Origin of the sequence: Mycobacterium sp. UM_Kg1 (assembly GCF_000972925.1) — a bacterium.
GTDB classification, from domain to species: domain Bacteria; phylum Actinomycetota; class Actinomycetes; order Mycobacteriales; family Mycobacteriaceae; genus Mycobacterium; species Mycobacterium hiberniae.
The window spans coordinates 1-20654 of record NZ_JRMK01000078.1 but is presented as its reverse complement, the minus strand read 5'-3'; the positions used below and the strand labels follow the sequence as shown (position 1 = coordinate 20654).

The window sequence follows — 20654 nt, the reverse complement described above, 5'->3', positions numbered from 1 at the left end:
TGTGTATAAGAGACAGCGGCGTACCCGAAGCGGTGGGGTGGCCCGCAACGACTTCGCCGCACAGATGATCCCCTCCGGGGCGCCGTTCGGCGGAGTGGGGCGCAGCGGCATGGGCGCCTACCACGGCAAGGCGGGCTTCGACGCGTTCAGCCACTACCGGACCGTGGTGGGATCCGACCTGCCGTTCAGTCTGACCGGCAGCGCGGCGCCGCCGTTTCGGCCCGCGATGCGGTACTACGCCGATGCGATGTTGCGCTCGGCGCGCAATCGGACTCGCCGCCGGATCAAACGCGCCTGAGCAGGTATCAGCCCTGCTCGGCCTGTTCGCGCGCCCAACGGTAGTCGGCCTTGCCGGCGGGGCTGCGCACGATCGCCGGCCGGAAGGCGACGGCCTTGGGCAGCTTGTAGCGGGCCAGCGACTTGCCGGCATGCTCGATGAGCTCGGCGGCGGTGACGTCGGCACCCTCGGCGAGGGCCACCACGGCCACCACCTCCTGTCCCCAGCGTTCGCTGGGCCGGCCCGCGACCACCACGTCGACAACGCCCGGGTGGGAGGCCAGGGCCGTTTCGACCTCCTCGGCGAAGATCTTCTCCCCGCCGGAGTTGATCGTCACCGAGTCGCGGCCCAGCAGCTCGATCGATCCGTCCTCCAGATGCCGCGCCCGGTCGCCGGGAACGGCGAAGCGCGCCCCATCGATCACCGGGAACGTCGCCGCGGTCTTGGCGGCGTCGCCCTTGTACCCCAGCGGCACGTAGCCGCGCTGACCGAGCCAGCCCAGGCCCTCGTGGCCGGGTTCGAGCACCCGCCCGAGATCTTCGGCCACCACACAGGTGTCCGGCCCGCCGGAGAAGGTCCCGGTGGCGACCGCGCCCGAGGTCGACATATGACGCATCTGGGCGCCGGTCTCCGAAGATCCGACCCCGTCGATCACCATGGCGCCGGGCAGGGTCTCGACGATCTGCTGTTTGACGTACGGCGTCAGCAGTGCCCCGCCGTTGGCGACCACCAGCAACGACGACACATCGGCGGTGCCCTTGCGGATCGCGTCGAGCAGGGGCCTGGCCATCGCGTCGCCGACCACGGTCACCGACAGCACCTTCTCCCGCTCGATCGTGCGCACCACGTCGTCGGCGTCGAAGTGGTCCACCACCGACGGAAATACCAGGGTCTGGCCGGTGTTGATCGCGGTCATCACCGCCCACTGCGCGGCACCGTGGATCAGCGGCGGCAGGATCATCAGCTTGACGCCGGGGTTTTCCCGGGCCGGCCCCACGATGTCGTCGATGGAGCTGACTTCTTCGGCCGTCATCAGGTTGCGGCCGCCGAACGACCCCATGAAGATGTCGTGCTGACGCCAGAGCACTCCCTTGGGCATGCCGGTGGTACCGCCGGTGTAGAGCACATAGAGGTCATCGGCGCAGGGCTGCACCGGGGGCGGCTGCGGCGAGCTTTGCGCGAGCACCGACTCGTAGTCGACGGCTCCGTCGAGCAGCGCGTTGCCGGACTCGTCGGCGATCTGGATGAGCACCTTGAGTTGCGGCAACTCGGGAAGCACCTCGGCCAGGGTGGGCGCGAAAGCGGCGTGGTACACCAGCGCGGTGGCGCCCGAATCCGCGAGCAGGTACGACAACTCGTTGCGCACGTACCGGTAGTTGACGTTGAACGGCGCCACCCGGGCGCGGAAGCTGCCCAGCAGGGTCTCGACGAACTCATTGCCGTTGTAGGCGTAGATGCCCAGGAGGTCTTGGCCCGCCTCGTGCTGGCCCAGTTCGGAGCGCGGCGTGTGACACCCCAGCCCGCGGGAGTGCAGGTAGGACGCCAGGCGGTTGGACCGGTCAAGGATCTGGGCGTAGCTGTAGCGCCGGTCGCCCTGGACAATCATGTCGCGGTCGCCGATCGCGGCGGCTACCGCGTCGAAGACTTCGGGCACGGTGAACTGGGTCAGGGGTGCCACGTGTGCATCAGCTCCTCTGTGGTGGTGATCGTCGCCAACGGACTCGGTGTTGATGATGGCAGCACCGTACTCGGCGGGGACACCTGCCACCGCATCATGCCAGGTCCGCCACGTCGGCGGTCTCAGCAAAGCCGCGGTCAGCTCAGTTCGGCGGGCGGCGCATCGTAGAACTGCGTCGCCCATTTCCGCAGGGTCATAAACGGTTTCGCGTCGACCTTGGACAGTGCGGGATTCTCGATATAGCGCTGATAGCGCCAGATGCCCAGGTCGTCTTCGACCGTGGTCAGGAACTGCCTCTCCACGCGCGCCCGCACGTCATCCGGCGGCGCGTCGGAATCATCACCGGCAATCCGCGGCCACCAGATCGAATAGAACAGATCCGAGCGGCCCTCGTCCACCGGGGTGCAGGCGAAGATCAGCCGGTGCTGCTGCACACCCTCGAAGATGCTGATCGCCCCGCCGAGCCCGAAAAGATGGCTGTGGAACCGCAACGCCATCTGCTCCGGATCGCCGGCTCTCTCATCGGGAAAGCCGGCGACGAAGTGCCACTCCTGATCGACCATCTTCCACTCAAGCAGCCTGGGCGTCACCGTCGCGTGGTGCACGTACTGGAAATGTGCGCTGTCAGCGGCGTTCTCGGCGACGATCTGCGGGTGAACCGGTTCACCCTCGAGGCGTCGGGAGAGTTCCGGGTAGGCCCGGTAGTAGCCCTGCGGGCCGGTGGTGAATTGGGGAAATTTGCCGAAGATGTCGGGCATCTCCCAGTGGGGTTCGGCGCCGTCGGGATGGTGCCAGAAGAACACGCAACCGTGCTGCTCGCGGACCGGGTAAACCCGCAGGCGTAACGCCTTGTTCGGCCGGTCCGGCTGGTAGGGGATATAGGCATTGCATCCGTCGGGGCCCCACTGCCAGCCGTGGAAGGGACACTGCACGCGGTCGCCGACCACCGTGCCGCCGTGGCCGAGGTGGGCGCCCATGTGTCTGCAGTGCGCCTGCATGACATGCAGCTGCCCGTGATCGTCGCGATAGGCGACCAGGTCCTCGCCGAAGTAGTGCAGGGCGCGTGTGCACCCGGTCGCGAACTCCGCCGACCAGCCGATCATGAACCAACCGGTGACCCTCCAGGTGAACGGAACCTTCATGGCGCGTCCTCTCCCCGGCGTCAACCGAATACCGTACCGTAACCCCATCGATACTTCTATCGGCGAAGGCGGCCAATGACTGAGCGGGTCCTCGGTGAGCTGGGCTACTACCTGTTGGCCGGTGCCGGCGGCGACGGTCCGGCTGCGCTCCCGGGACAGGCGCGCCGGGGCGAGGAGCTGGGTCTGGGCACTGCGTTCATCTCCGAACGCTGGAACGTCAAGGAGGCCGCATCGCTGGTCGGCGCCGCATGCGCGGTCACCGAGCGGACCCAGATAGCCACCGCGGCAACCAACCACAACACCCGCCACCCGCTGATCACTGCGTCGTGGGCCACCACCATGCACCGGTTGTCCGGGGGGCGGTTCACCCTCGGCATCGGGCGCGGCGTGGCCGCCCTCTACGCCGCGTTCGGGATCCCGAGCGTCACCACCGCGCAGATGGCCGACTTCGCGCAGGTGATGCGACGCCTCTGGTACGGCGAGACGATCATCAACCACGACGGGCCGATCGGGCGCTACCCGGTGCTGTTCTTGGACCCGGATTTCCGTGAAGACATCCGGCTGGCGCTGGTGGCGTTCGGACCGAAGACGCTGGCGCTGGGCGGAGCGCTGTTCGACGACGTCATCTTGCACACCTACTTCAGCCCGCAGACACTGCAGCGCAGCGTGCGGACGGTGAAAGAAGCCGCCGAGCGGGCGGGCCGCGACCCGGCGCAGGTCCGCGTCTGGTCCTGTCTGGCCACGGTGGGCGATCACCTGCCCGAAGAGCTGCGGTTGCACAAGACCGTGGCACGCCTGGCGACCTACCTGCAGGGCTACGGCGACCTGCTGGTGCGCACCAACGACTGGGATCCGGCCGTGCTGCAGCGTTTCCGGGACGATCCGGTGGTGCAGTCGATCCCAGGCGGCATCGATCACAAAGCCACCGCCGCACAGATCGAGCACATTGCGACGCTGATCCCCGAAGAATGGCTGGAGCCCGCGGCGACCGGCCCGGCGAGCCGCTGCGCTGAGCGCATCCGCCGGGAGTTCGACTACGGGGCCGACGCGGTGATCCTGCACGGCGCCACGCCCGACGAACTGGAGCCCGTCGTCGCCGCGTACCGCACCGCCGTGGGCTGAGGCCGGTACCGGGAAGGGGCAGGGGCAGGGATCAGTCCAGGCCGCCGCGGATGGCGTCGAAAGCGTCGCCCAGGACCAGTGGCAAGACCAGCGTCTCGTCGCCCAGCCAGCGCTCGTAGGCGCTCAGCGCCACGCCCAGCATGGTCCACGCCACCGTCTGCGGCCGTAGGTCCTCCGGGTGCAGGCCGGCTCGGCGGGCCACGAACTCCGCGATGACCGCGCGCCAGCCGGCATACATCGTCATCGAGTAGGCCTGCAGTTCGTCGGTCTGCAGGATCACGCGCATGCGCCGCCGGTGCCGCGCCGTCTCGCTCTCGTCAAAGGTGTTGAACGCCAGCAGTGCCGCGCGCAGCGCATCGCCCAGCGGCGCCGCCGGCTCGATGGCGTCCAGCAGGGCGCGCAGTTGCTGCAGGTGCGCGTCGAAGTCGCCCCACGGGATGGCGCTCTTGGAGGCGTAGTACCGGAACAGCGTGCGGCGGCCGATACCCGCGGCGTGCGCCACGTCGTCCACGCTGACCTCGCCGAAACCGTGCGCGGCGAAGAGGTCGATCGCCACGTCGGTGATGTGGTGCGGGGTGGTGGACCGGCGCCGGCCGGCGCGGGTGTGTGGCTCCAGTGCACCGCCCATCCGACAGCCCCGCTTTCTTTACGGCACTCGATGCCATATTCTGTCCCGAGATTGTGACCGACACGACAGTGCATTGTCGAACCCCGGAGAAAGGCTCGCGTCATGGACAGCAACCTGCAGAACGACACCGCCGCCGAGATCGTCACCGAGACCCTGGTCGAAGAGGTGTCCATCGACGGCATGTGCGGCGTCTACTGACCATGCCGGAGGTCGCCGTGGCCTCGGAGGCAACAGTGTTCGACCCCGACCGCGGCTGGCAGCTCCACCCGCAGGTGGCGCTGCGTCCGGAGCCGTTTGGTGCCCTGCTGTACCACTTCGGCACTCGCAAGTTGTCGTTTCTGAAGAACCGCACCATCGTCGAGGTGGTGCGGTCTCTTTCGGACCACGACGATGTCCGATCCGCCTGCCGTGCAGCCGGAGTCGACGACGCCGACCAGGGTCCCTATCTGCATGCGCTGCGCGTGCTGGCGGACTCGAAGATGCTGATGCCCAGGGAGGGCCAATGACGTCCGTGGCACCGGTGCCCCGGCTGATCGAACAATTCGAGCGTGGACTGGACGCTCCGATCTGCCTGACGTGGGAACTGACCTACGCCTGCAACCTGGCGTGTGTGCACTGCCTGTCTTCGTCGGGCAAGCGCGATCCCCGCGAGCTGTCCACGCAACAATGCAAGGACATCATCGACGAGCTGGAACGCATGCAGGTGTTCTACGTCAACATCGGCGGCGGTGAACCCACTGTGCGCGCAGACTTCTGGGAGCTGGTGGACTACGCCACCGAGCATCACGTCGGCGTGAAGTTCTCCACCAACGGCCTGCGGATCACGCCCGAGGTGGCGGCCAAACTGGCGGCCAGCGACTACGTCGACGTCCAGATCTCCCTCGACGGCGCGACCGCGGAGGTCAACGACCCCATCCGCGGGCCCGGCTCTTTCGACATGGCGATCCGCGCGTTGGAGAACCTGGCTGCGGCCGGGTTCTCCGACGCCAAGATCTCCGTCGTCGCGACCCGCCACAACATCGACCAGCTCGACGACTTCGCCGCACTGGCCAGCCGGTACGGGGCCACCCTGCGGATCACCCGGCTCCGGCCGTCCGGGCGGGGAGCCGACGTGTGGGACGAGCTGCACCCGACCGCGCAGCAGCAGGTGGCGCTCTACGACTGGCTGGTCGCCAATGGGGAGCGCGTGCTGACCGGCGACTCTTTCTTCCACCTGTCGGGGCTCGGGGCCCCCGGTGCGCTTGCCGGGCTGAACATGTGCGGCGCCGGCCGGGTGGTCTGCCTCATCGACCCCGTCGGAGACGTCTACGCATGTCCGTTTGCCATTCATGACCGCTTTTTGGCCGGAAATGTGTTGGCCGACAACGGATTCGACAACGTCTGGAAGAATGCTCCGCTGTTTCGCGAGCTGCGGGAGCCGCAGTCCGCGGGTGCCTGCGGTGGTTGCGAGCACTACGACAGCTGCCGGGGCGGGTGCATGGCCGCCAAGTTCTTCACCGGCTTGCCGCTCGATGGCCCCGATCCCGAATGTGTGCAGGGCTACGGCGGGCCCGCCCTGGCCGCCGAACGCACCAAGCCCCGTCCCGCCGCGGACCACTCCCGCGGTAAGCCGATCACGTCTGTGGTGCCGCTGACGCTGTCCATGCGCCCGCCGGCCCGCCTCTGCAACGAAAGTCCGATCTGAACATGGCTCGTAATCTCTGGTTCGAAACTGTGGCCGTCGCCCAGGAGAGAGCCAAGAAGCGGCTTCCCAAGTCCGCGTACTCCTCGCTGATCTCGGCCAGCGAAAAAGGTCTGACGGTCAGCGACAACGTCGCGGCCTTCAGCGAGCTGGGTTTCGCTCCCCATGTGGTGGGCGCGCCGGCCAATCGCGAACTGTCGACCACCGTTATGGGCCAAGAGATCTCAATGCCGGTCATGATTTCGCCCACCGGCGTTCAGGCGATCGACCCGGCCGGCGAGGTAGCTGTCGCCCGAGCCGCGGCGGCCCGCGGCACCGCGATGGGCCTGTCGTCGTTCGCCAGCAAGCCGATGGAAGAGGTGATCGCCGCCAATCCCAAGACCTTCTTCCAGATCTACTGGCTTGGGGGACGCGATGCCATCGCCGAGCGGGTGGAGCGGGCTCGGGCGGCCGGGGCGGTCGGTCTGATCGCGACCACCGACTGGAGCTTCTCGCACGGGCGGGACTGGGGCAGTCCCACCATCCCCGAGAAGATGGATCTCAAGACGATGATCACGATGATGCCGGAGGCGCTTGCCAGGCCGGGCTGGTTCCTGCGGTGGGCCAAGACCCTGCGTCCTCCGACGCTGCGGGTGCCCAACCAGGCGCGCCCCGGCGAGTCCGGACCGCCGTTCTTTGCCGCTTACGGAGAATGGATGGGTACCCCGCCGCCCACCTGGGAAGACATCGCCTGGGTTCGGGAGCTGTGGGGCGGGCCGTTCATGCTCAAGGGCGTGATGCGCGTCGACGACGCCAAACGTGCTGTCGACGCCGGTGTTTCGGCGATCTCGGTCTCCAACCACGGTGGCAACAACCTGGACGGCACTCCCGCGGCGATCCGGGCCCTGCCGGCAATCGCCGAGGCGGTCGGCGACCAGATCGAGGTGCTGCTCGACGGCGGTATCCGGCGGGGCAGCGACGTTGTCAAGGCGGTGGCGCTGGGTGCGCGTGCGGTGATGATCGGCCGGGCCTACCTGTGGGGTCTGGCCGCCGCCGGGCAGCCGGGCGTGGAGAACGTCCTGGACATCCTGCGGGGCGGTATCGACTCGGCCCTGATGGGGCTCGGCCGGGCCTCGGTGCACGACCTGTCGCCGGAGGACATCCTGATTCCGGCTGGTTTCGCCCGTGCGCTCGGCGTGCCGGCCGCTGAGGCCGGGTAGTCCGCCCGGGTCGTCCACCTGCGAAATCAGCCTCGGCAGCTGATACGCCCGTGGCCAACGGGACGAACGTGATCAGGCGTGGCCGGATCGGGTGCCCGGACGAAATATTTACGCCAGTCGTACTTTTCAACAACTGGTGTACGACAGGTGAATTCGCTTACCATCGTGCGATGGTGGTCGGCCGCGAGCTCGGGGGTTCTACGTGGAACGAGCTGCAGAACCTGCTGGAGCGCCAGCTGCCGGGCGCAGGCGCGACGCTGCTGGTTCCGGTCGGATCGACCGAACAGCACGGCCCGCACCTGCCGCTGGACACCGACACCCGAATCGCCCAGGCGCTGGCCGATGAGCTGGCGGCCCGCGGGGGCAACTGGGTGGTGGCGCCGGCCGTCACCTACGGCGCCAGTGGTGAGCATCAGAGCTTTGCCGGAACCATCTCGATCGGCACCGAGACACTGACCCGGCTGTTGGTCGAGTACGGCCGGTCGGCGTGCTGCTGGGCTCAGCGGGTGGTCTTCGTCAACGGCCACGGCGGCAATACGTCCGCGATGGCCCAAGCGGTGCGCCTGCTGCGCTCCGAGGCGCGCGACGTGGCCTGGGTCCCGTGTGCCGTGGCGGGCGCTGACGCCCATGCCGGGCACACCGAAACATCTCTGTTGCTGCATCTTTCACCGGAAAGTGTCCGGCTGGATCGCGCGCAGTCAGGAAACACGGCGCCGTTGGCGCAGCTGTTGCCCGCCATGCGCGCCGGCGGTGTCGCCGCAGTGAGCGCCGTCGGGGTGCTGGGCGACCCGACCACCGCCACCGCCGCCGAAGGACGGCGGTTCTTCGGTGAGATGGCCGACGCGGCGCTGGCCGCCGTCACGAGCTGGGCTCCCGGGCCGGACGGGATGCTGCGATGACCGTGGATCGCCTCCCGGACGGCTTCGCCGTGCAGGTCGATCGGAAAGTGCGCGTGCTGGGCCGCGGGTCCACGCTGTTGGGCGGCTCGCCGACCCGGCTGCTCAGGCTGGCGCCCGCCGCCCGGGGAATGCTGTCCGACGGCCGCCTCGAAGTACGCGACGCCGTCAGCGCTCAGCTGGCCCGGACCCTGCTCGATGCCACGGTTGCCCACCCGCGGCCGGCCGGCGGCCCATCGTATCGCGATGTCACGGTAGTAATTCCGCTGCGGGACAACATCGTCGGTCTACAGCGCCTGGTTGCGGCGTTGCGTGGATTGCGTGTCGTGGTGGTGGATGACGGGTCGCAAGTTCCGGTTCGCCGCGAGGACCTGGCGGCCGCGCACAACTGCACGCTGGAGGTGGTGCGCCACCCGGAGAATCGGGGACCGGCCGCGGCGCGCAACACCGGCCTGAGCGTCTGCACCACGGATTTCGTGGCCTTCCTGGACTCAGACGTGGTGCCGCGCCGGGGCTGGTTGGAGGCGCTGCTGGGCCACTTCTGCGACCCCGCCGTGGCCCTGGTCGCCCCGCGTATCGTCGCGATGGCCGACACCGGAAACCTGCTGGCGCGCTACGAGGGCATCCGGTCGTCCCTGGATCTGGGTGGCTGTGAGGCTCCGGTGGTGCCCTACAGCAAGGTCGCCTACGTCCCCAGTGCGGCCATCATCTGCCGTGTTTCGGCGTTGCGTGCCCTGGGCGGCTTCGACGAGGCGCTGCGGTCCGGCGAGGACGTCGACCTGTGCTGGCGCCTGGTGGACTCGGGCAGCCGGCTGCGTTATGAGCCGATCGCGCAGGTCGCCCACGACCACCGGGTCGACGTACGGAAATGGGTGTCGCGCAAGGCATTCTATGGAGGATCGGCGGCTCCGCTGTCGGCGCGGCATCCGGACAAGACCGCGCCCATGGTGATCTCCGGATGGGCCCTGGCGGGCTGGGTGCTGATGGCGCTCGGCTCGACGGCGGGGTACCTGGTCGCGCTGGCGATCGCTGCGCTGACCGGACGCAAGGTCGCCAAGTCCATGCGCGGCCCCGACACCGCGCCGGCCGATGTGCTGATCGTGACATTGCGCGGACTGGCCGGTGCCGGGCTGCAGATCGCTTCAGCCCTGTGCCGGCACTACTGGCCGCTGGCCCTGCTGGCCGCGTGCGTGTCCCAGCGTTGCCGCAGGGCGCTGGTGGTGGCGGCGGTTTCCGACGGAGTGGTGGATTGGCTGCGGCACGCGCGCGGCGAGGACGACACTCGGCCGCTGGGGCTGCTCGGCTACCTGCTGCTCAAACGGCTCGACGACCTCGCCTACGGTGCCGGCCTGTGGGGCGGTGTGGTGCGGGAGCGCAACTTTGCCGCACTCAAGCCGCAGATTCGGGGTTAGGGGCTTGACGGTTCCGGTGGCGCACAGCGACGCCCTGGTGGTGGGAGCGGGCAGCGCCGGATCCATTGTCGCAGCACTGCTCTCGGAGGATCCGACATGCGCGGTGACGGTCGTGGAGTCGGGAACCGGGCTAGACGACCCGGTTCTGGCGGCGCAGACCGTCGATGCCGCACGCTTGCCGATCGGCCCGGCGAGCCCGCTGGTGCGCCGTTACCACGCCGAGCTGACCGGCGACCACGCGGCGGCCATCGTGCGCGGTGCCACGCTTGGAGGCTCCGGTGCGGTCAACGGCGGCTACTTCTGCCGCGGACTGCCCGCGGACTTCGCCGGCTTTCCCGCCGGCTGGTCCTGGCCGGAGGTGCTGGAGGCGTTTCGGGCGGTTGAGACCGACCTGGACTTCCACGGCCCGGCGCACGGTGACTCCGGGCCGATTCCGGTCCGGCGAACTCGCGATATGTGCTTTGGCACAACTCGATTCATCGAATCCGTGACGCGGGCGGGCTTCGGCTGGATCGACGATCTCAACGACACGACGATGGCGACGGGACCGGGAGTCGGCGCCGTCCCGCTCAACATCGTCGACGGGGTGCGCACCGGCCCGGGCGAGGCGTACCTGCGGCCGGCCCTGTCCCGGTCCAACCTGACCGTCCTGACGAAGACCCGCGCGGTGCGCGTCGACTTCGAGGGCGACCGGGCCGTGGCGGTGGAGGCGATCGGGGAGCAGGGGCCGGTGCGGCTGACGGCGGATCGGATCGTGCTGTGCGCCGGAGCGATCGGCACAGCGCACCTGCTGATGCTGTCCGGGGTGGGTGAGGAGGCGATGCTGCGTGCCGCCGGGGTTGCCGTCAGAGCCGCACTGCCGGTGGGTGCGCACTGCGCGGACCACCCGGAGTGGCTGGTCTCAGCCGAGTGGCCGGCCACGCCGGGCCGCCCTGTGCTCGAGGCCGTGCTGCACCATGAAGGCCTGGAAATCCGGCCCTACACCACGGGTTTCGCGACCATGGTCGGTGAGGTCGCCGCCGTCGATCCGCCGCAGATCGGCGTTGCGCTGATGACCCCGCGCGCCCGCGGCCGGATCAGCCTGGTGTCGGCGGATCCGCAGGTCGCCCCGCGCATCGAGCACCGCTATGACCCCGAGCCGCAAGACCTTGCCGAGCTGCGCCGCGGGGTGGAGTTGCTCGGGGCTGTCGTGGGCGCCACAACTTCTGGCACCGAGCCGCGTTGGTCGACTTCGCAGCACCTGTGCGGCAGCGCGCCCATGGGCAGCGATGGCGACCGGGCCGCGGTGCTCGACGCGCAGTGCAGGGTGCGGGGGATCGCCGGACTATGGGTTATCGACGGATCTGCGCTGCCCACGATCCCCAGTCGCGGGCCGCACGCGACGATCGCGATGCTGGCTCAACGGGCGGCTGCGCTGCTGTGTGGTCAGGGCCGGATGCGATAGCGGATCGGCAGGTGCTTGAGCCCGCCGACGAACGTCGTCGACACCAGCTGCGGCTCGCCGGCCAGTTCGACGGATTCCAGGTGCGGCAGCAGGGCGCTGAAGAAGCTGCTGATCTCCATGCGTGCCAGGGCGGAACCCACGCAGAAATGCACGCCGTGCCCGAACGCCAGATGCTTGTTCGGGTCGCGTCCGACGTCGAAGGCGAACGGGTCGGCGAACACGTCCTCGTCACGGTTGGCCGAGACGTAGGACAGGTAGACCGACTCTCCCTTGGCGATCGGCACGCCGCGCACCTGCGTGTCGGCGGTCGCGGTGCGCATGAACTCCTTGACCGGCGTCACCCAGCGAATGATCTCCTCGACCGCGGTCGGCATCAGGTTCATGTCGGCACGCAGCCGCTCGCGCTGCTCGGGATGCTCGATCAGTGCCTGCATGCCGCCGCTGATCGCCGCGCTGGTGGTGTCGTGGCCGGCGGTGGCGATGATGACGTAGTAGGAGGCGGTGTCCACATCGGACAGCGGCGCCCCGTCGATGGTCGCGTTGGCGATCGTGGAGGCCAGGTCCTCGGTCGGGCGGGCTCGCCGCTCGGCGGTCAGCGCCCCGAAGTAGGCGAAGAAGTCGAGCAGCACCGGCAGCTGCTCCTCGGGAGTCAAGCCGCGGCGGTACTCCTCGTCGTCACCGCCGAACAGCTCCTGGGTCAGGCGCAGCATGCGGGGAAAGTCCGATTCGGGCAGGCCGAGCAGTGACAGGATCACAAACAGTGGGTAGTTGACCGCGACCTCCTGGACGAAGTCGCACTCGCCCCCCAGCTGGACCATCTTCTCGACGTAGCGGTGCGCGAGTTCGTCGATACGGTCCTTGAGATTGCGCATTGCCTTGGGGCGGAACCAATCCGAGACGACAGAACGCATCTTCTGGTGCAGCGGGTCGTCCATGTGGATCAGCGTGCGCAGGCCCATCCCGGACTCCAGCATGGACCGATGCAGGTCGTCGGACTCGGCGGGCACCAACACCGGCCGCGGCTCGTTGATCCACAGCGCGTTGTCCCGCTCGATCTCCATGATGTCGGCGTGCCGGGTGATCGCCCAGAACGGGCGATACGGCTGCCGGTCGACCCGGCACACCGGTGCGTGGGCGCGCAGGTGGGTCAGCGCGGCATGCAGTCGAGTGTCGTCGGCGTAGGCGCTGGGGTCGGCGAACACCTGCGCCGCCTGGTCGATTGTCGGTGTGCTCAAGCCAGCTCCTCGTCCACAACTCTCGACAGGTGTCAGGTTCGCACCAGTGTCGGGCATAGTGGCCTGTCGTGTACCCGCTTTGCGACGATCCGGCCGATTAGGCTCTTCGGTCATGTCGATCCGATCGTGTCGCCGGGTGGCGCGGGCCGGCGTCGGAGTGCTGGCGCTCACCGCGGTGCTGGTTGCGGGGTGCGCGAGTTCCGACGGCGCGGCGTCGGAGCCCGGCGTGGGCCCTCGTGCTGTCGCGCTCAACGCCGACGTGGTGCGGATCGGCTCCGGTCTGCTGAAAGGAAGCGTCGGCCCGGATCACCGCCTGTTCCAAGGAGTCCCGTACGCCGCGCCGCCGGTCGGTCCGCTGCGCTGGCAACCGCCGGCGCCGATGCCCGCCTGGCCGGGGGTGCGCGAAGCGGTGCGGCGCGGACCCTGGTGCATCCAGCCGGACGCCGGCGGCTCGGACCCGACCAGCGAGGACTGTCTGACGCTGAACGTGTGGACGCCGACCGGTTCGGCGGCCGAGCCGCTGCCGGTCATGGTCTGGATTCACGGCGGCAGCTTCATGCGGGGCGCCGGCGACATCTATCACGCGCAACGTCTCGCGGTCCGGGGCCGCATCGTGGTCGTCACCGTCAACTACCGGTTGGGTGCCCTCGGCTTCCTGGCCGACCCGGCACTGGGGGACCCGGGCAACTACGGCCTGGCGGATCAGCAGGCGGCGCTGCGCTGGGTTCGCGACAACATCGATGCGTTCGGCGGCGACCCGGACAAGGTGACCATTGCCGGTGAGTCCGCCGGCGGTATGTCGGTCTGCGACCACCTGGCCGCGCCGGAGTCGGCCGGGCTGTTCCGGGCGGCGATCATCCAGAGTGGGCCCTGTCAGGCTCAGGTCGAGGTGGCGCAGGCGCAGCAGATCAGCCGGGAGTACACCGCATCCCTGGGCTGTGGCGAGCACGGCCGCGGCCATGACTATCCCGACGAGCACATCGCGTCGTGCCTGCGGGCGTTGCCGCCCGACCGGCTGGCCAAGCCGCTGTGGTACTCGCGGTTCGGCACCGATCAGCTCAGCGGTCCGGTGGTCGGAACCAAGCTGCTGCCCAAGGATCCGGTGCGGGTGTTTCAGGAGTCCCAGCATGACGGCGTCCCGGCGGGCAGACCGGTACTGCTCGGCATCAACCGCGACGAGTTCACCATGTTCGTCGCGCTGCGGTATCTGCGCGTCGGCCGGGAGATCACCGCTGAGGAATACCCCGGCGAACTGGACGACACGTTCGGCCCCGACCACGCCGCCGCGGTGGCGCAGCACTATCCGCCGGCCCGGTACGACGGCAGCGTCTCGCTGGCCTACGCGGCCGCGGCGACCGACGACATCTTCGCCTGCCTGGCCGACCGGATGGCCGGCGGACTGGCTGCCGGCGCCCCCGTCTACGGCTACGAGTTCGACGACCCGCACGCTCCGGCCCCCGACCTGTATGACCAGGTGCCGTTCCCGGTTGGAGCCACCCACTCCCTGGAGATGCGCTATCTGTTCGACATCGGCGGGGCGCCTCCGCTGGATCCCGCCCAGCGCCGGCTGTCCGACCAGATGATCGAGTACTGGACGGGGTTTGTGGTGACCGGGGCGCCGATCGCGGTCGAGCAACCCGACTGGCCCGTGGTGGGACCGGGGCCGCAGCGGCGCTGGATGTCGCTGCGGACCGACGGCAGCCGGGTGATCACCGACTACGCCGCGGAGCACCAGTGCGACTTCTGGGCGGGCGTGCGCAACTGACCTAGTGTTCCTTCGCCGAACGTGTACTCAGGACGAAAAATCGCCCGAAATCTCGGGCTGAGTGCACGCTCGGCGGGGGAGAGTGCGGGCCCGCCCGCTCAGGCCGGCGTCACCCAGGTGGTGATGTCGGCGTGCACCACTTCGACGCCGGTCTTGTCGGTGATGGTGACCGGCACCACCACCTCGGTACCTTCGGTGATGGCGCCGAAGTCGGGCGGCTCCAGCCGGGCCGTGGCCCGCAACGACGTCGTCGCCTTGGCCAGATAGCTCACGCTCATCGCCTTGGGGATCCAGCGGTGACTGGTGGGAACGGTCGCCTCCATCAGCATCCCCATCGCCACCTCGGCCGCATTGCACGACGCGATGGCGTGCACCGTGCGCAGGTGGTTGTGGACGAACGGCCACTTCGGGACCAGCACCTCGGCCAGCCCGGGTTCCATCCGGACCACGTGGGGCAGCACCGAGGCGAAATAGGGGACCCGGGCCATCGCCGCGGCCGAGAACATCCGGCTGCCGCCCGGGACGCCCGCCAGCCGCTGCCAGGCCCGATAAGTACTGCTGGATCCGGTCACGCCGACCTACCTTACCGGCAAGTAAGATCGATGGGCGGGCCATTCGGCGGTGGTCGGCCACCCGGGCCGGGAGCGCGACCGCTGGGGATTTGGCCGCTGCACCGATCTGGGGCATACTATTCAGGTTCGCCTGCGCCGGGATCGCTCCTGGCTGGGCATACGACCAGCGCCCACCCGGGCGCATCCGGTCCCACTCTCGCCGTACGGAGCTTTTTCACCGTGCACGAGGCCGCGTCCGGGCGACACGCCCGACCGCGGGGACCGGTGGACCAGGACAGGTAAACAGCGGCGGCAGCGCCCAGCGCAGTGTCGAAACGGGCCCACGGGTTCGAGCAGATACCGACGAGCTGGGGCACGAAGGGTTCGAAAGCCGGGCCCCCTTTGCAGGAGTGAGGTAGCAGAAGCGTGGCGGGACAAAAGATCCGCATCAGGCTCAAGGCCTACGACCATGAGGCGATCGACGCCTCGGCGCGCAAGATCGTCGAGACAGTCACCCGTACCGGTGCGTCCGTAGTCGGCCCGGTGCCGCTGCCGACCGAGAAGAACGTGTATTGCGTCATCCGGTCCCCGCACAAGTACAAGGACTCGCGGGAGCACTTCGAGATGCGCACCCACAAGCGGTTGATCGACATCCTCGATCCCACGCCGAAGACCGTTGACGCCCTGATGCGCATCGATCTGCCGGCCAGCGTCGACGTCAACATCCAATAAGGCATCCCAGTAGGAGCTCGGAAGAAACCATGGCACGCAAAGGTATTTTGGGTACCAAACTGGGCATGACGCAGGTGTTCGACGAGAACAACAAGGTCGTGCCGGTCACGGTCGTCAAGGCCGGACCGAATGTGGTCACCCGCATCCGCACCCCTGAGCGCGACGGCTACAGCGCCGTGCAGCTCGCTTACGGCGAGATCAGCCCTCGCAAGGTCAACCGGCCGCTGACCGGCCAGTACACCGCCGCGGGCGTCAACCCGCGTCGGCACCTGGCCGAGTTGCGACTCGACGACGAGGCGGCCGCTGCCGGCTACGAGGTCGGCCAGGAGCTGACCGCCGAGATTTTCAGCGACGGCAGCTACGTCGACGTCACCGGAACCTCCAAGGGTAAGGGTTACGCCGGCACCATGAAGCGGCACGGCTTTGCCGGCCAGGGCGCCGGTCACGGCGCGCAGGCTGTGCACCGCCGGCCGGGTTCGATCGGTGGCTGCTCGACCCCCGGCCGGGTGTTCAAGGGCACCCGGATGTCGGGACGGATGGGCAACGACCGGGTCACCACCCAGAACCTGGTGGTGCACAAGGTGGACGCCGAGAACGGCGTCCTGCTGATCAAAGGCGCCATTCCGGGCCGCAACGGTGGGCTGGTTCTGGTCCGCAGCGCGATCAAAAAGGGTGAGAAGTAATGGCCGGCATCACGATTGACGTCAAGACTCCGGACGGCAAGTCCAGCGGCTCGGTCGAGCTGCCCCCCGAGCTGTTCGACGCTCCCGCCAACATCGCGCTCATGCACCAGGTGGTGATCGCTCAGTTGGCTGCGGCCCGCCAGGGTACGCACTCCACCAAGACCCGCGGTGAGGTCAGCGGCGGCGGCCGCAAGCCCTACCGGCAGAAGGGAACCGGCCGTGCCCGCCAGGGCTCGACCCGGGCGCCGCAGTTCACCGGCGGTGGTGTGGTGCACGGGCCCAAGCCCCGCGACTACAGCCAGCGCACCCCGAAGAAGATGATCGCCGCCGCCCTGCGCGGAGCGTTGTCCGACCGGGCGCGCAACGGCCGGATCCACGCGGTCACCGAGCTGGTCAGCGGCCAGACCCCGTCGACCAAGAGCGCCAAGACGTTCCTGGGCTCGCTCACCGACCGCAAGCAGGTGCTGGTCGTCATCGGCCGGGCCGACGAGACGGGCGCCCGCAGCGTGCGCAACCTGCCCGGTGTGCACATCCTGTCCCCGGACCAGCTCAACACCCACGACGTGCTGCGTGCCGACGATGTGGTGTTCAGCGTCGAGGCCCTCAACGCCTACATCGCTGCCAACACAGCTAACACCGCTCAGGAGGTTTCGGCCTGATGGCGACCATCACCGACCCCCGCGACATCATCCTCGCGCCGGTCATCTCCGAGAAGTCCTACGGGCTGATCGAGGACAACGTGTACACCTTCGTGGTGCACCCGGACTCGAACAAGACGCAGATCAAGATCGCGATCGAGAAGATCTTCGCGGTCAAGGTCTCGTCGGTGAACACCGCCAACCGGCCGGGCAAGCGCAAGCGGTCCCGGAACGGCTACGGCAAGCGCAAGGACACCAAGCGCGCCATTGTGACTCTGGCCCCCGGCAGCAAGCCGATCGACCTGTTCGCCGCGCCGGCCTGACCGGAGTGAGAGAGAGATCTAACTGACATGGGAATCCGCAAGTACAAGCCGACGACCCCCGGTCGTCGCGGTGCCAGCGTCTCCGATTTCGCTGAGCTCACCCGCTCTCACCCGGAGAAGTCGCTGGTCCGGCCGCTGCACGGCCACGGTGGGCGTAACGCCCACGGCCGGATCACCACCCGTCACAAGGGTGGTGGCCACAAGCGTGCCTACCGCGTGATCGACTTCCGTCGCCACGACAAGGACGGCGTCAACGCCAAGGTCGCCCACATCGAGTACGACCCGAACCGCACCGCGCGGATCGCACTGCTGCACTACCTCGACGGCGAGAAGCGCTACATCATCGCGCCGCAGGGTCTGTCGCAGGGCGACGTGGTCGAGTCGGGCGCCAATGCCGACATCAAGCCCGGTAACAACCTGCCGCTGCGCAACATCCCCGCCGGCACGCTGGTGCACGCCGTGGAGCTGCGCCCGGGCGGTGGCGCCAAGCTGGCCCGGTCGGCCGGGTCCAGCATCCAGCTGCTGGGTAAGGAAGGCGCCTACGCCTCGCTGCGTATGCCTTCCGGTGAGATCCGCCGCGTCGACGTGCGCTGCCGCGCCACCGTCGGCGAGGTCGGCAACGCCGAGCAGGCCAACATCAACTGGGGTAAGGCCGGCCGTATGCGGTGGAAGGGCAAGCGCCCGACCGTCCGTGGTGTGGTCATGAACCCGGTGGACCACCCGCACGGTGGTGGTGAGGGCAAGACCTCCGGCGGCCGGCACCCGGTCAGCCCATGGGGTAAGCCGGAGGGTCGCACCCGCCGGCCGAACAAGCCCAGCGACAAGCTCATCGTCCGACGCCGGCGCACCGGCAAGAAGCGCTAGGAATCGGAGGGAAAGCGATGCCACGTAGCCTTAAGAAGGGTCCGTTCGTCGACGACCATCTGCTCAAGAAGGTCGACGTCCAGAACGAGAAGAACACCAAGCAGGTCATCAAGACCTGGTCCCGTCGGTCGACGATCATCCCGGACTTCATCGGGCACACGTTCGCCGTACACGACGGCCGTAAGCATGTTCCGGTATTCGTCACCGAGTCGATGGTCGGGCACAAGCTCGGCGAGTTTGCTCCGACGCGCACCTTCAAGGGACACATCAAAGACGACCGGAAGGCTAAGCGCCGGTGAGTGTTACGACTGAATTCCCGTCTGCTGTCGCCAAGGCCCGCTTCGTGCGGGTATCGGCCAGCAAAGCGCGCCGGGTGATCAACCTGGTTCGCGGTAAGTCGGTGTCTGAGGCGCTGGACATCCTGCGCTGGGCGCCGCAGCAAGCCAGCCTGCCGGTGGCCAAGGTCATCGCCAGCGCGGCGGCCAACGCCGAGAACAACAACGGACTGGACCCGGCCACCCTGGTGGTGGCGACGGTCTACGCCGACGAGGGCCCGACCGCCAAGCGGATCAAGCCGCGCGCCCAGGGGCGTGCGTACCGGATCCGCCGGCGCACCAGCCACATCACCGTGGTGGTGGAGAGCCGTCCGGTCTCCGGCGGTGGTTCGGCGCAGTCCGCCGGTGCCGCCCGGGCGCGTCGTGCCCAGGCCAGCAAGGCCGCCGCCGGTCAGGCGGCTGCCAAGGCGCCGGCCAAGAAGGCGACGGCGAAGGCGGCCGAGAAGGCGCCGGCGAAGAAGGCTTCCGCAGCCAAGGCTGCCGAGAAGACGACGGAGAAAGCGGCGGCGAAGAAGGCGCCCGCCAAGAAGGCGGCAACCAAGAAGGCGCCTGAGACGTCCGACGCGAAGGAGGGCTCGGAGTAATGGGCCAGAAGATCAATCCGCACGGTTTCCGGCTCGGCATCACCACCGACTGGAAGTCGCGCTGGTACGCCGACAAGCAGTACGCGGACTACGTCAAGGAAGACGTGGCGATCCGGCGTCTGCTGTCGAGCGGGCTCGAGCGTGCCGGCATCGCCGACGTGGAGATTGAACGGACCCGGGACCGGGTTCGCGTGGACATCCACACCGCTCGTCCGGGCATTGTGATCGGCCGTCGGGGCACCGAGGCCGACCGCATCCGCGCCGACCTGGAGAAGCTGACCGGCAAGCAGGTGCAGCTGAACATCCTCGAGGTCAAGAACCCCGAGTCGCAGGCCCAGCTGGTGGCCCAGGGTGTTGCAGAGCAGCTGAGCAACCGCGTGGCGTTCCGTCGCGCGATGCGTAAGGCGATCCAGTCGGCGATGCGCCAGCCCAACGTCAAGGGCATCCGGGTGCAGTGCTCGGGCCGTCTCGGCGGCGCTGAGATGAGCCGTTCGGAGTTCTACCGTGAGGGCCGGGTGCCGCTGCACACGCTGCGCGCCGACATCGACTACGGGCTGTACGAGGCGAAGACCACCTTCGGCCGGATCGGCGTGAAGGTCTGGATCTACAAGGGCGACATCGTCGGCGGCAAGCGCGAGCTGTCCGTCACGGCGCCGTCGGCCGACCGTCCCCGCCGGGAGCGGCCGTCGGGCACCCGCCCGCGCCGCAGCGGCGCCTCCGGTACCACCGCGACCAGCACCGACGCCGGGCGGGCCGCTGAGAGCACCGAGAACACCGCTGCTGCCGAGACGGTCACCGAGGCCGCTCCGGCCGCAGCGGAAACGCAGAACACGGAGAGCTGAATCATGTTGATTCCCCGTAAGGTCAAGCACCGCAAGCAGCATCACCCCAAGCAGCGCGGTATCGCCAGTGGCGGCACCGCGGTGACGTTCGGCGAGTACGGCATCCAGGCCCTGGAGCACGCCTACATCACCAACCGGCAGATCGAGTCGGCGCGTATCGCCATCAACCGGCACATCAAGCGTGGCGGCAAGGTGTGGATCAACATCTTCCCGGACCGCCCGCTGACCAAGAAGCCCGCCGAAACCCGCATGGGTTCCGGTAAGGGTTCGCCGGAGTGGTGGGTCGCCAACGTCAAGCCGGGTCGGGTGCTGTTCGAGCTGAGCTACCCCAACGAGGCCATCGCCCGTGCCGCACTGACCCGGGCGATTCACAAGCTGCCGATCAAGGCGCGCATCGTCACCCGAGAGGAGCAGTTCTGATGGCAGTGGGAGTGACCGCCGGCGAACTGCGCGAGCTGAGCGCCGACGAACTCGTCGAGCAGCTGCGCGAGTCCAAAGAAGAGCTGTTCAACCTGCGTTTCCAGATGGCGACCGGGCAGCTCACCAACAACCGTCGGCTCCGCACGGTGCGCCACCAGATCGCGCGCATCTACACCGTGTTGCGCGAACGGGAACTGGGCCTG

Annotated in this window: 25 protein-coding genes; 20 read left to right on the top strand and 5 right to left on the bottom strand. The window is 68.5% G+C overall.

Annotated features, from left to right (window positions below):
- A partial coding sequence (locus tag LI92_RS13255) for an aldehyde dehydrogenase family protein (RefSeq protein WP_152665464.1) occupies positions 1-298 on the top strand: 298 nt, incomplete at its 5' end.
- 7 nt (positions 299-305) lie between these two features.
- On the opposite strand, the gene LI92_RS13250 is transcribed toward LI92_RS13255, so the two are convergent.
- Positions 306-1955, bottom strand: a complete 1650-nt coding sequence (locus LI92_RS13250) for an acyl-CoA synthetase (protein WP_046319561.1) — start codon at positions 1953-1955, stop codon at positions 306-308.
- A gap of 137 nt (positions 1956-2092) precedes the next feature.
- Positions 2093-3097, bottom strand: a complete 1005-nt coding sequence (locus tag LI92_RS13245) for an aromatic ring-hydroxylating oxygenase subunit alpha (RefSeq protein WP_046319558.1) — start codon at positions 3095-3097, stop codon at positions 2093-2095.
- A gap of 75 nt (positions 3098-3172) precedes the next feature.
- On the opposite strand from LI92_RS13245, the gene LI92_RS13240 reads away from it, so the two are divergent.
- Positions 3173-4219, top strand: coding sequence for a TIGR03857 family LLM class F420-dependent oxidoreductase (locus LI92_RS13240; protein ID WP_046319556.1), 1047 nt, complete (start codon positions 3173-3175; stop codon positions 4217-4219).
- Positions 4220-4250: 31 nt separating this feature from the next.
- On the opposite strand, the gene mftR is transcribed toward LI92_RS13240, so the two are convergent.
- Positions 4251-4847 (bottom strand): mycofactocin system transcriptional regulator MftR, encoded by a 597-nt coding sequence (gene mftR / locus LI92_RS13235; RefSeq protein ID WP_046319555.1) that lies wholly within the window; start codon positions 4845-4847, stop codon positions 4251-4253.
- A gap of 102 nt (positions 4848-4949) precedes the next feature.
- Here mftR and mftA point away from each other — a divergent pair, with 102 nt between their 5' ends.
- From mftA to mftG, 7 genes are all read left to right on the top strand, one after another.
- Entirely contained in the window at positions 4950-5045 is a 96-nt protein-coding gene (gene mftA / locus LI92_RS22375; RefSeq protein WP_082109703.1) for a mycofactocin precursor MftA, read from the top strand.
- A gap of 2 nt (positions 5046-5047) precedes the next feature.
- Complete coding sequence (gene mftB, locus LI92_RS13230; protein ID WP_046319553.1) at positions 5048-5353, top strand: mycofactocin biosynthesis chaperone MftB; 306 nt, start codon at positions 5048-5050, stop codon at positions 5351-5353.
- On the top strand, positions 5350-6531 hold the full coding sequence (gene mftC, locus LI92_RS13225) for a mycofactocin radical SAM maturase (protein WP_046319552.1): 1182 nt from the start codon (positions 5350-5352) through the stop codon (positions 6529-6531). Before mftB ends, mftC begins: the two co-directional genes overlap by 4 nt.
- A 2-nt stretch (positions 6532-6533) precedes the next feature.
- On the top strand, positions 6534-7727 hold the full coding sequence (gene mftD, locus LI92_RS13220) for a pre-mycofactocin synthase MftD (protein WP_046319549.1): 1194 nt from the start codon (positions 6534-6536) through the stop codon (positions 7725-7727).
- Positions 7728-7897: 170 nt separating this feature from the next.
- Positions 7898-8626 carry a mycofactocin biosynthesis peptidyl-dipeptidase MftE gene (gene mftE / locus LI92_RS13215; RefSeq protein ID WP_046319546.1) on the top strand — a complete coding sequence of 243 codons (729 nt, stop codon included), beginning with the start codon at positions 7898-7900 and terminating at the stop codon, positions 8624-8626.
- Positions 8623-10035 (top strand): mycofactocin biosynthesis glycosyltransferase MftF, encoded by a 1413-nt coding sequence (gene mftF, locus LI92_RS13210; RefSeq protein WP_046319545.1) that lies wholly within the window; start codon positions 8623-8625, stop codon positions 10033-10035. Before mftE ends, mftF begins: the two co-directional genes overlap by 4 nt.
- 4 nt (positions 10036-10039) lie before the next feature.
- Complete coding sequence (gene mftG, locus LI92_RS13205; protein ID WP_046319544.1) at positions 10040-11479, top strand: mycofactocin dehydrogenase MftG; 1440 nt, start codon at positions 10040-10042, stop codon at positions 11477-11479.
- Here mftG and LI92_RS13200 read toward each other — a convergent pair.
- Positions 11461-12714: a cytochrome P450 gene (locus tag LI92_RS13200; protein WP_046319542.1), complete on the bottom strand. Its 1254-nt coding sequence runs from the start codon at positions 12712-12714 to the stop codon at positions 11461-11463. The genes mftG and LI92_RS13200 overlap by 19 nt on opposite strands.
- 112 nt (positions 12715-12826) lie before the next feature.
- On the opposite strand from LI92_RS13200, the gene LI92_RS13195 reads away from it, so the two are divergent.
- Positions 12827-14479, top strand: coding sequence for a carboxylesterase/lipase family protein (locus tag LI92_RS13195; protein WP_082109702.1), 1653 nt, complete (start codon positions 12827-12829; stop codon positions 14477-14479).
- A 98-nt stretch (positions 14480-14577) separates the two neighbouring features.
- On the opposite strand, the gene LI92_RS13190 is transcribed toward LI92_RS13195, so the two are convergent.
- Positions 14578-14985, bottom strand: coding sequence for a hotdog fold domain-containing protein (locus tag LI92_RS13190; protein ID WP_192830047.1), 408 nt, complete (start codon positions 14983-14985; stop codon positions 14578-14580).
- Positions 14986-15456: 471 nt separating this feature from the next.
- Here LI92_RS13190 and rpsJ point away from each other — a divergent pair, with 471 nt between their 5' ends.
- The 10 genes from rpsJ to rpmC all read left to right on the top strand — a co-directional run.
- On the top strand, positions 15457-15762 hold the full coding sequence (gene rpsJ / locus LI92_RS13185; RefSeq protein WP_003883485.1) for a 30S ribosomal protein S10: 306 nt from the start codon (positions 15457-15459) through the stop codon (positions 15760-15762).
- Between the two features lie 29 nt (positions 15763-15791).
- Positions 15792-16445 (top strand): 50S ribosomal protein L3, encoded by a 654-nt coding sequence (gene rplC, locus LI92_RS13180; protein ID WP_046319535.1) that lies wholly within the window; start codon positions 15792-15794, stop codon positions 16443-16445.
- A complete protein-coding gene (gene rplD, locus LI92_RS13175) occupies positions 16445-17104 on the top strand; it encodes a 50S ribosomal protein L4 (protein WP_046319534.1) in 660 nt (219 codons plus the stop codon). Before rplC ends, rplD begins: the two co-directional genes overlap by 1 nt.
- Positions 17104-17406: a 50S ribosomal protein L23 gene (rplW, locus tag LI92_RS13170; RefSeq protein WP_046319532.1), complete on the top strand. Its 303-nt coding sequence runs from the start codon at positions 17104-17106 to the stop codon at positions 17404-17406. The genes rplD and rplW overlap by 1 nt, the downstream gene beginning before the upstream one ends.
- A 27-nt stretch (positions 17407-17433) precedes the next feature.
- Positions 17434-18270 (top strand): 50S ribosomal protein L2, encoded by an 837-nt coding sequence (rplB, locus tag LI92_RS13165; protein ID WP_024440413.1) that lies wholly within the window; start codon positions 17434-17436, stop codon positions 18268-18270.
- 17 nt (positions 18271-18287) lie between these two features.
- Complete coding sequence (gene rpsS, locus LI92_RS13160) at positions 18288-18569, top strand: 30S ribosomal protein S19 (RefSeq protein WP_006245110.1); 282 nt, start codon at positions 18288-18290, stop codon at positions 18567-18569.
- The gene (rplV, locus tag LI92_RS13155) at positions 18566-19189 is read left to right on the top strand and encodes a 50S ribosomal protein L22 (RefSeq protein ID WP_046319529.1); all 624 of its coding nucleotides are present in this window, start codon (positions 18566-18568) and stop codon (positions 19187-19189) included. The genes rpsS and rplV overlap by 4 nt, the downstream gene beginning before the upstream one ends.
- A complete protein-coding gene (rpsC, locus tag LI92_RS13150) occupies positions 19189-20031 on the top strand; it encodes a 30S ribosomal protein S3 (protein ID WP_046319527.1) in 843 nt (280 codons plus the stop codon). The genes rplV and rpsC overlap by 1 nt, the downstream gene beginning before the upstream one ends.
- 3 nt (positions 20032-20034) lie before the next feature.
- Positions 20035-20451, top strand: a complete 417-nt coding sequence (gene rplP / locus LI92_RS13145) for a 50S ribosomal protein L16 (protein ID WP_046285397.1) — start codon at positions 20035-20037, stop codon at positions 20449-20451.
- A partial coding sequence (gene rpmC, locus LI92_RS13140; RefSeq protein ID WP_046319525.1) for a 50S ribosomal protein L29 occupies positions 20451-20654 on the top strand: 204 nt, incomplete at its 3' end. The genes rplP and rpmC, both read left to right, overlap by 1 nt.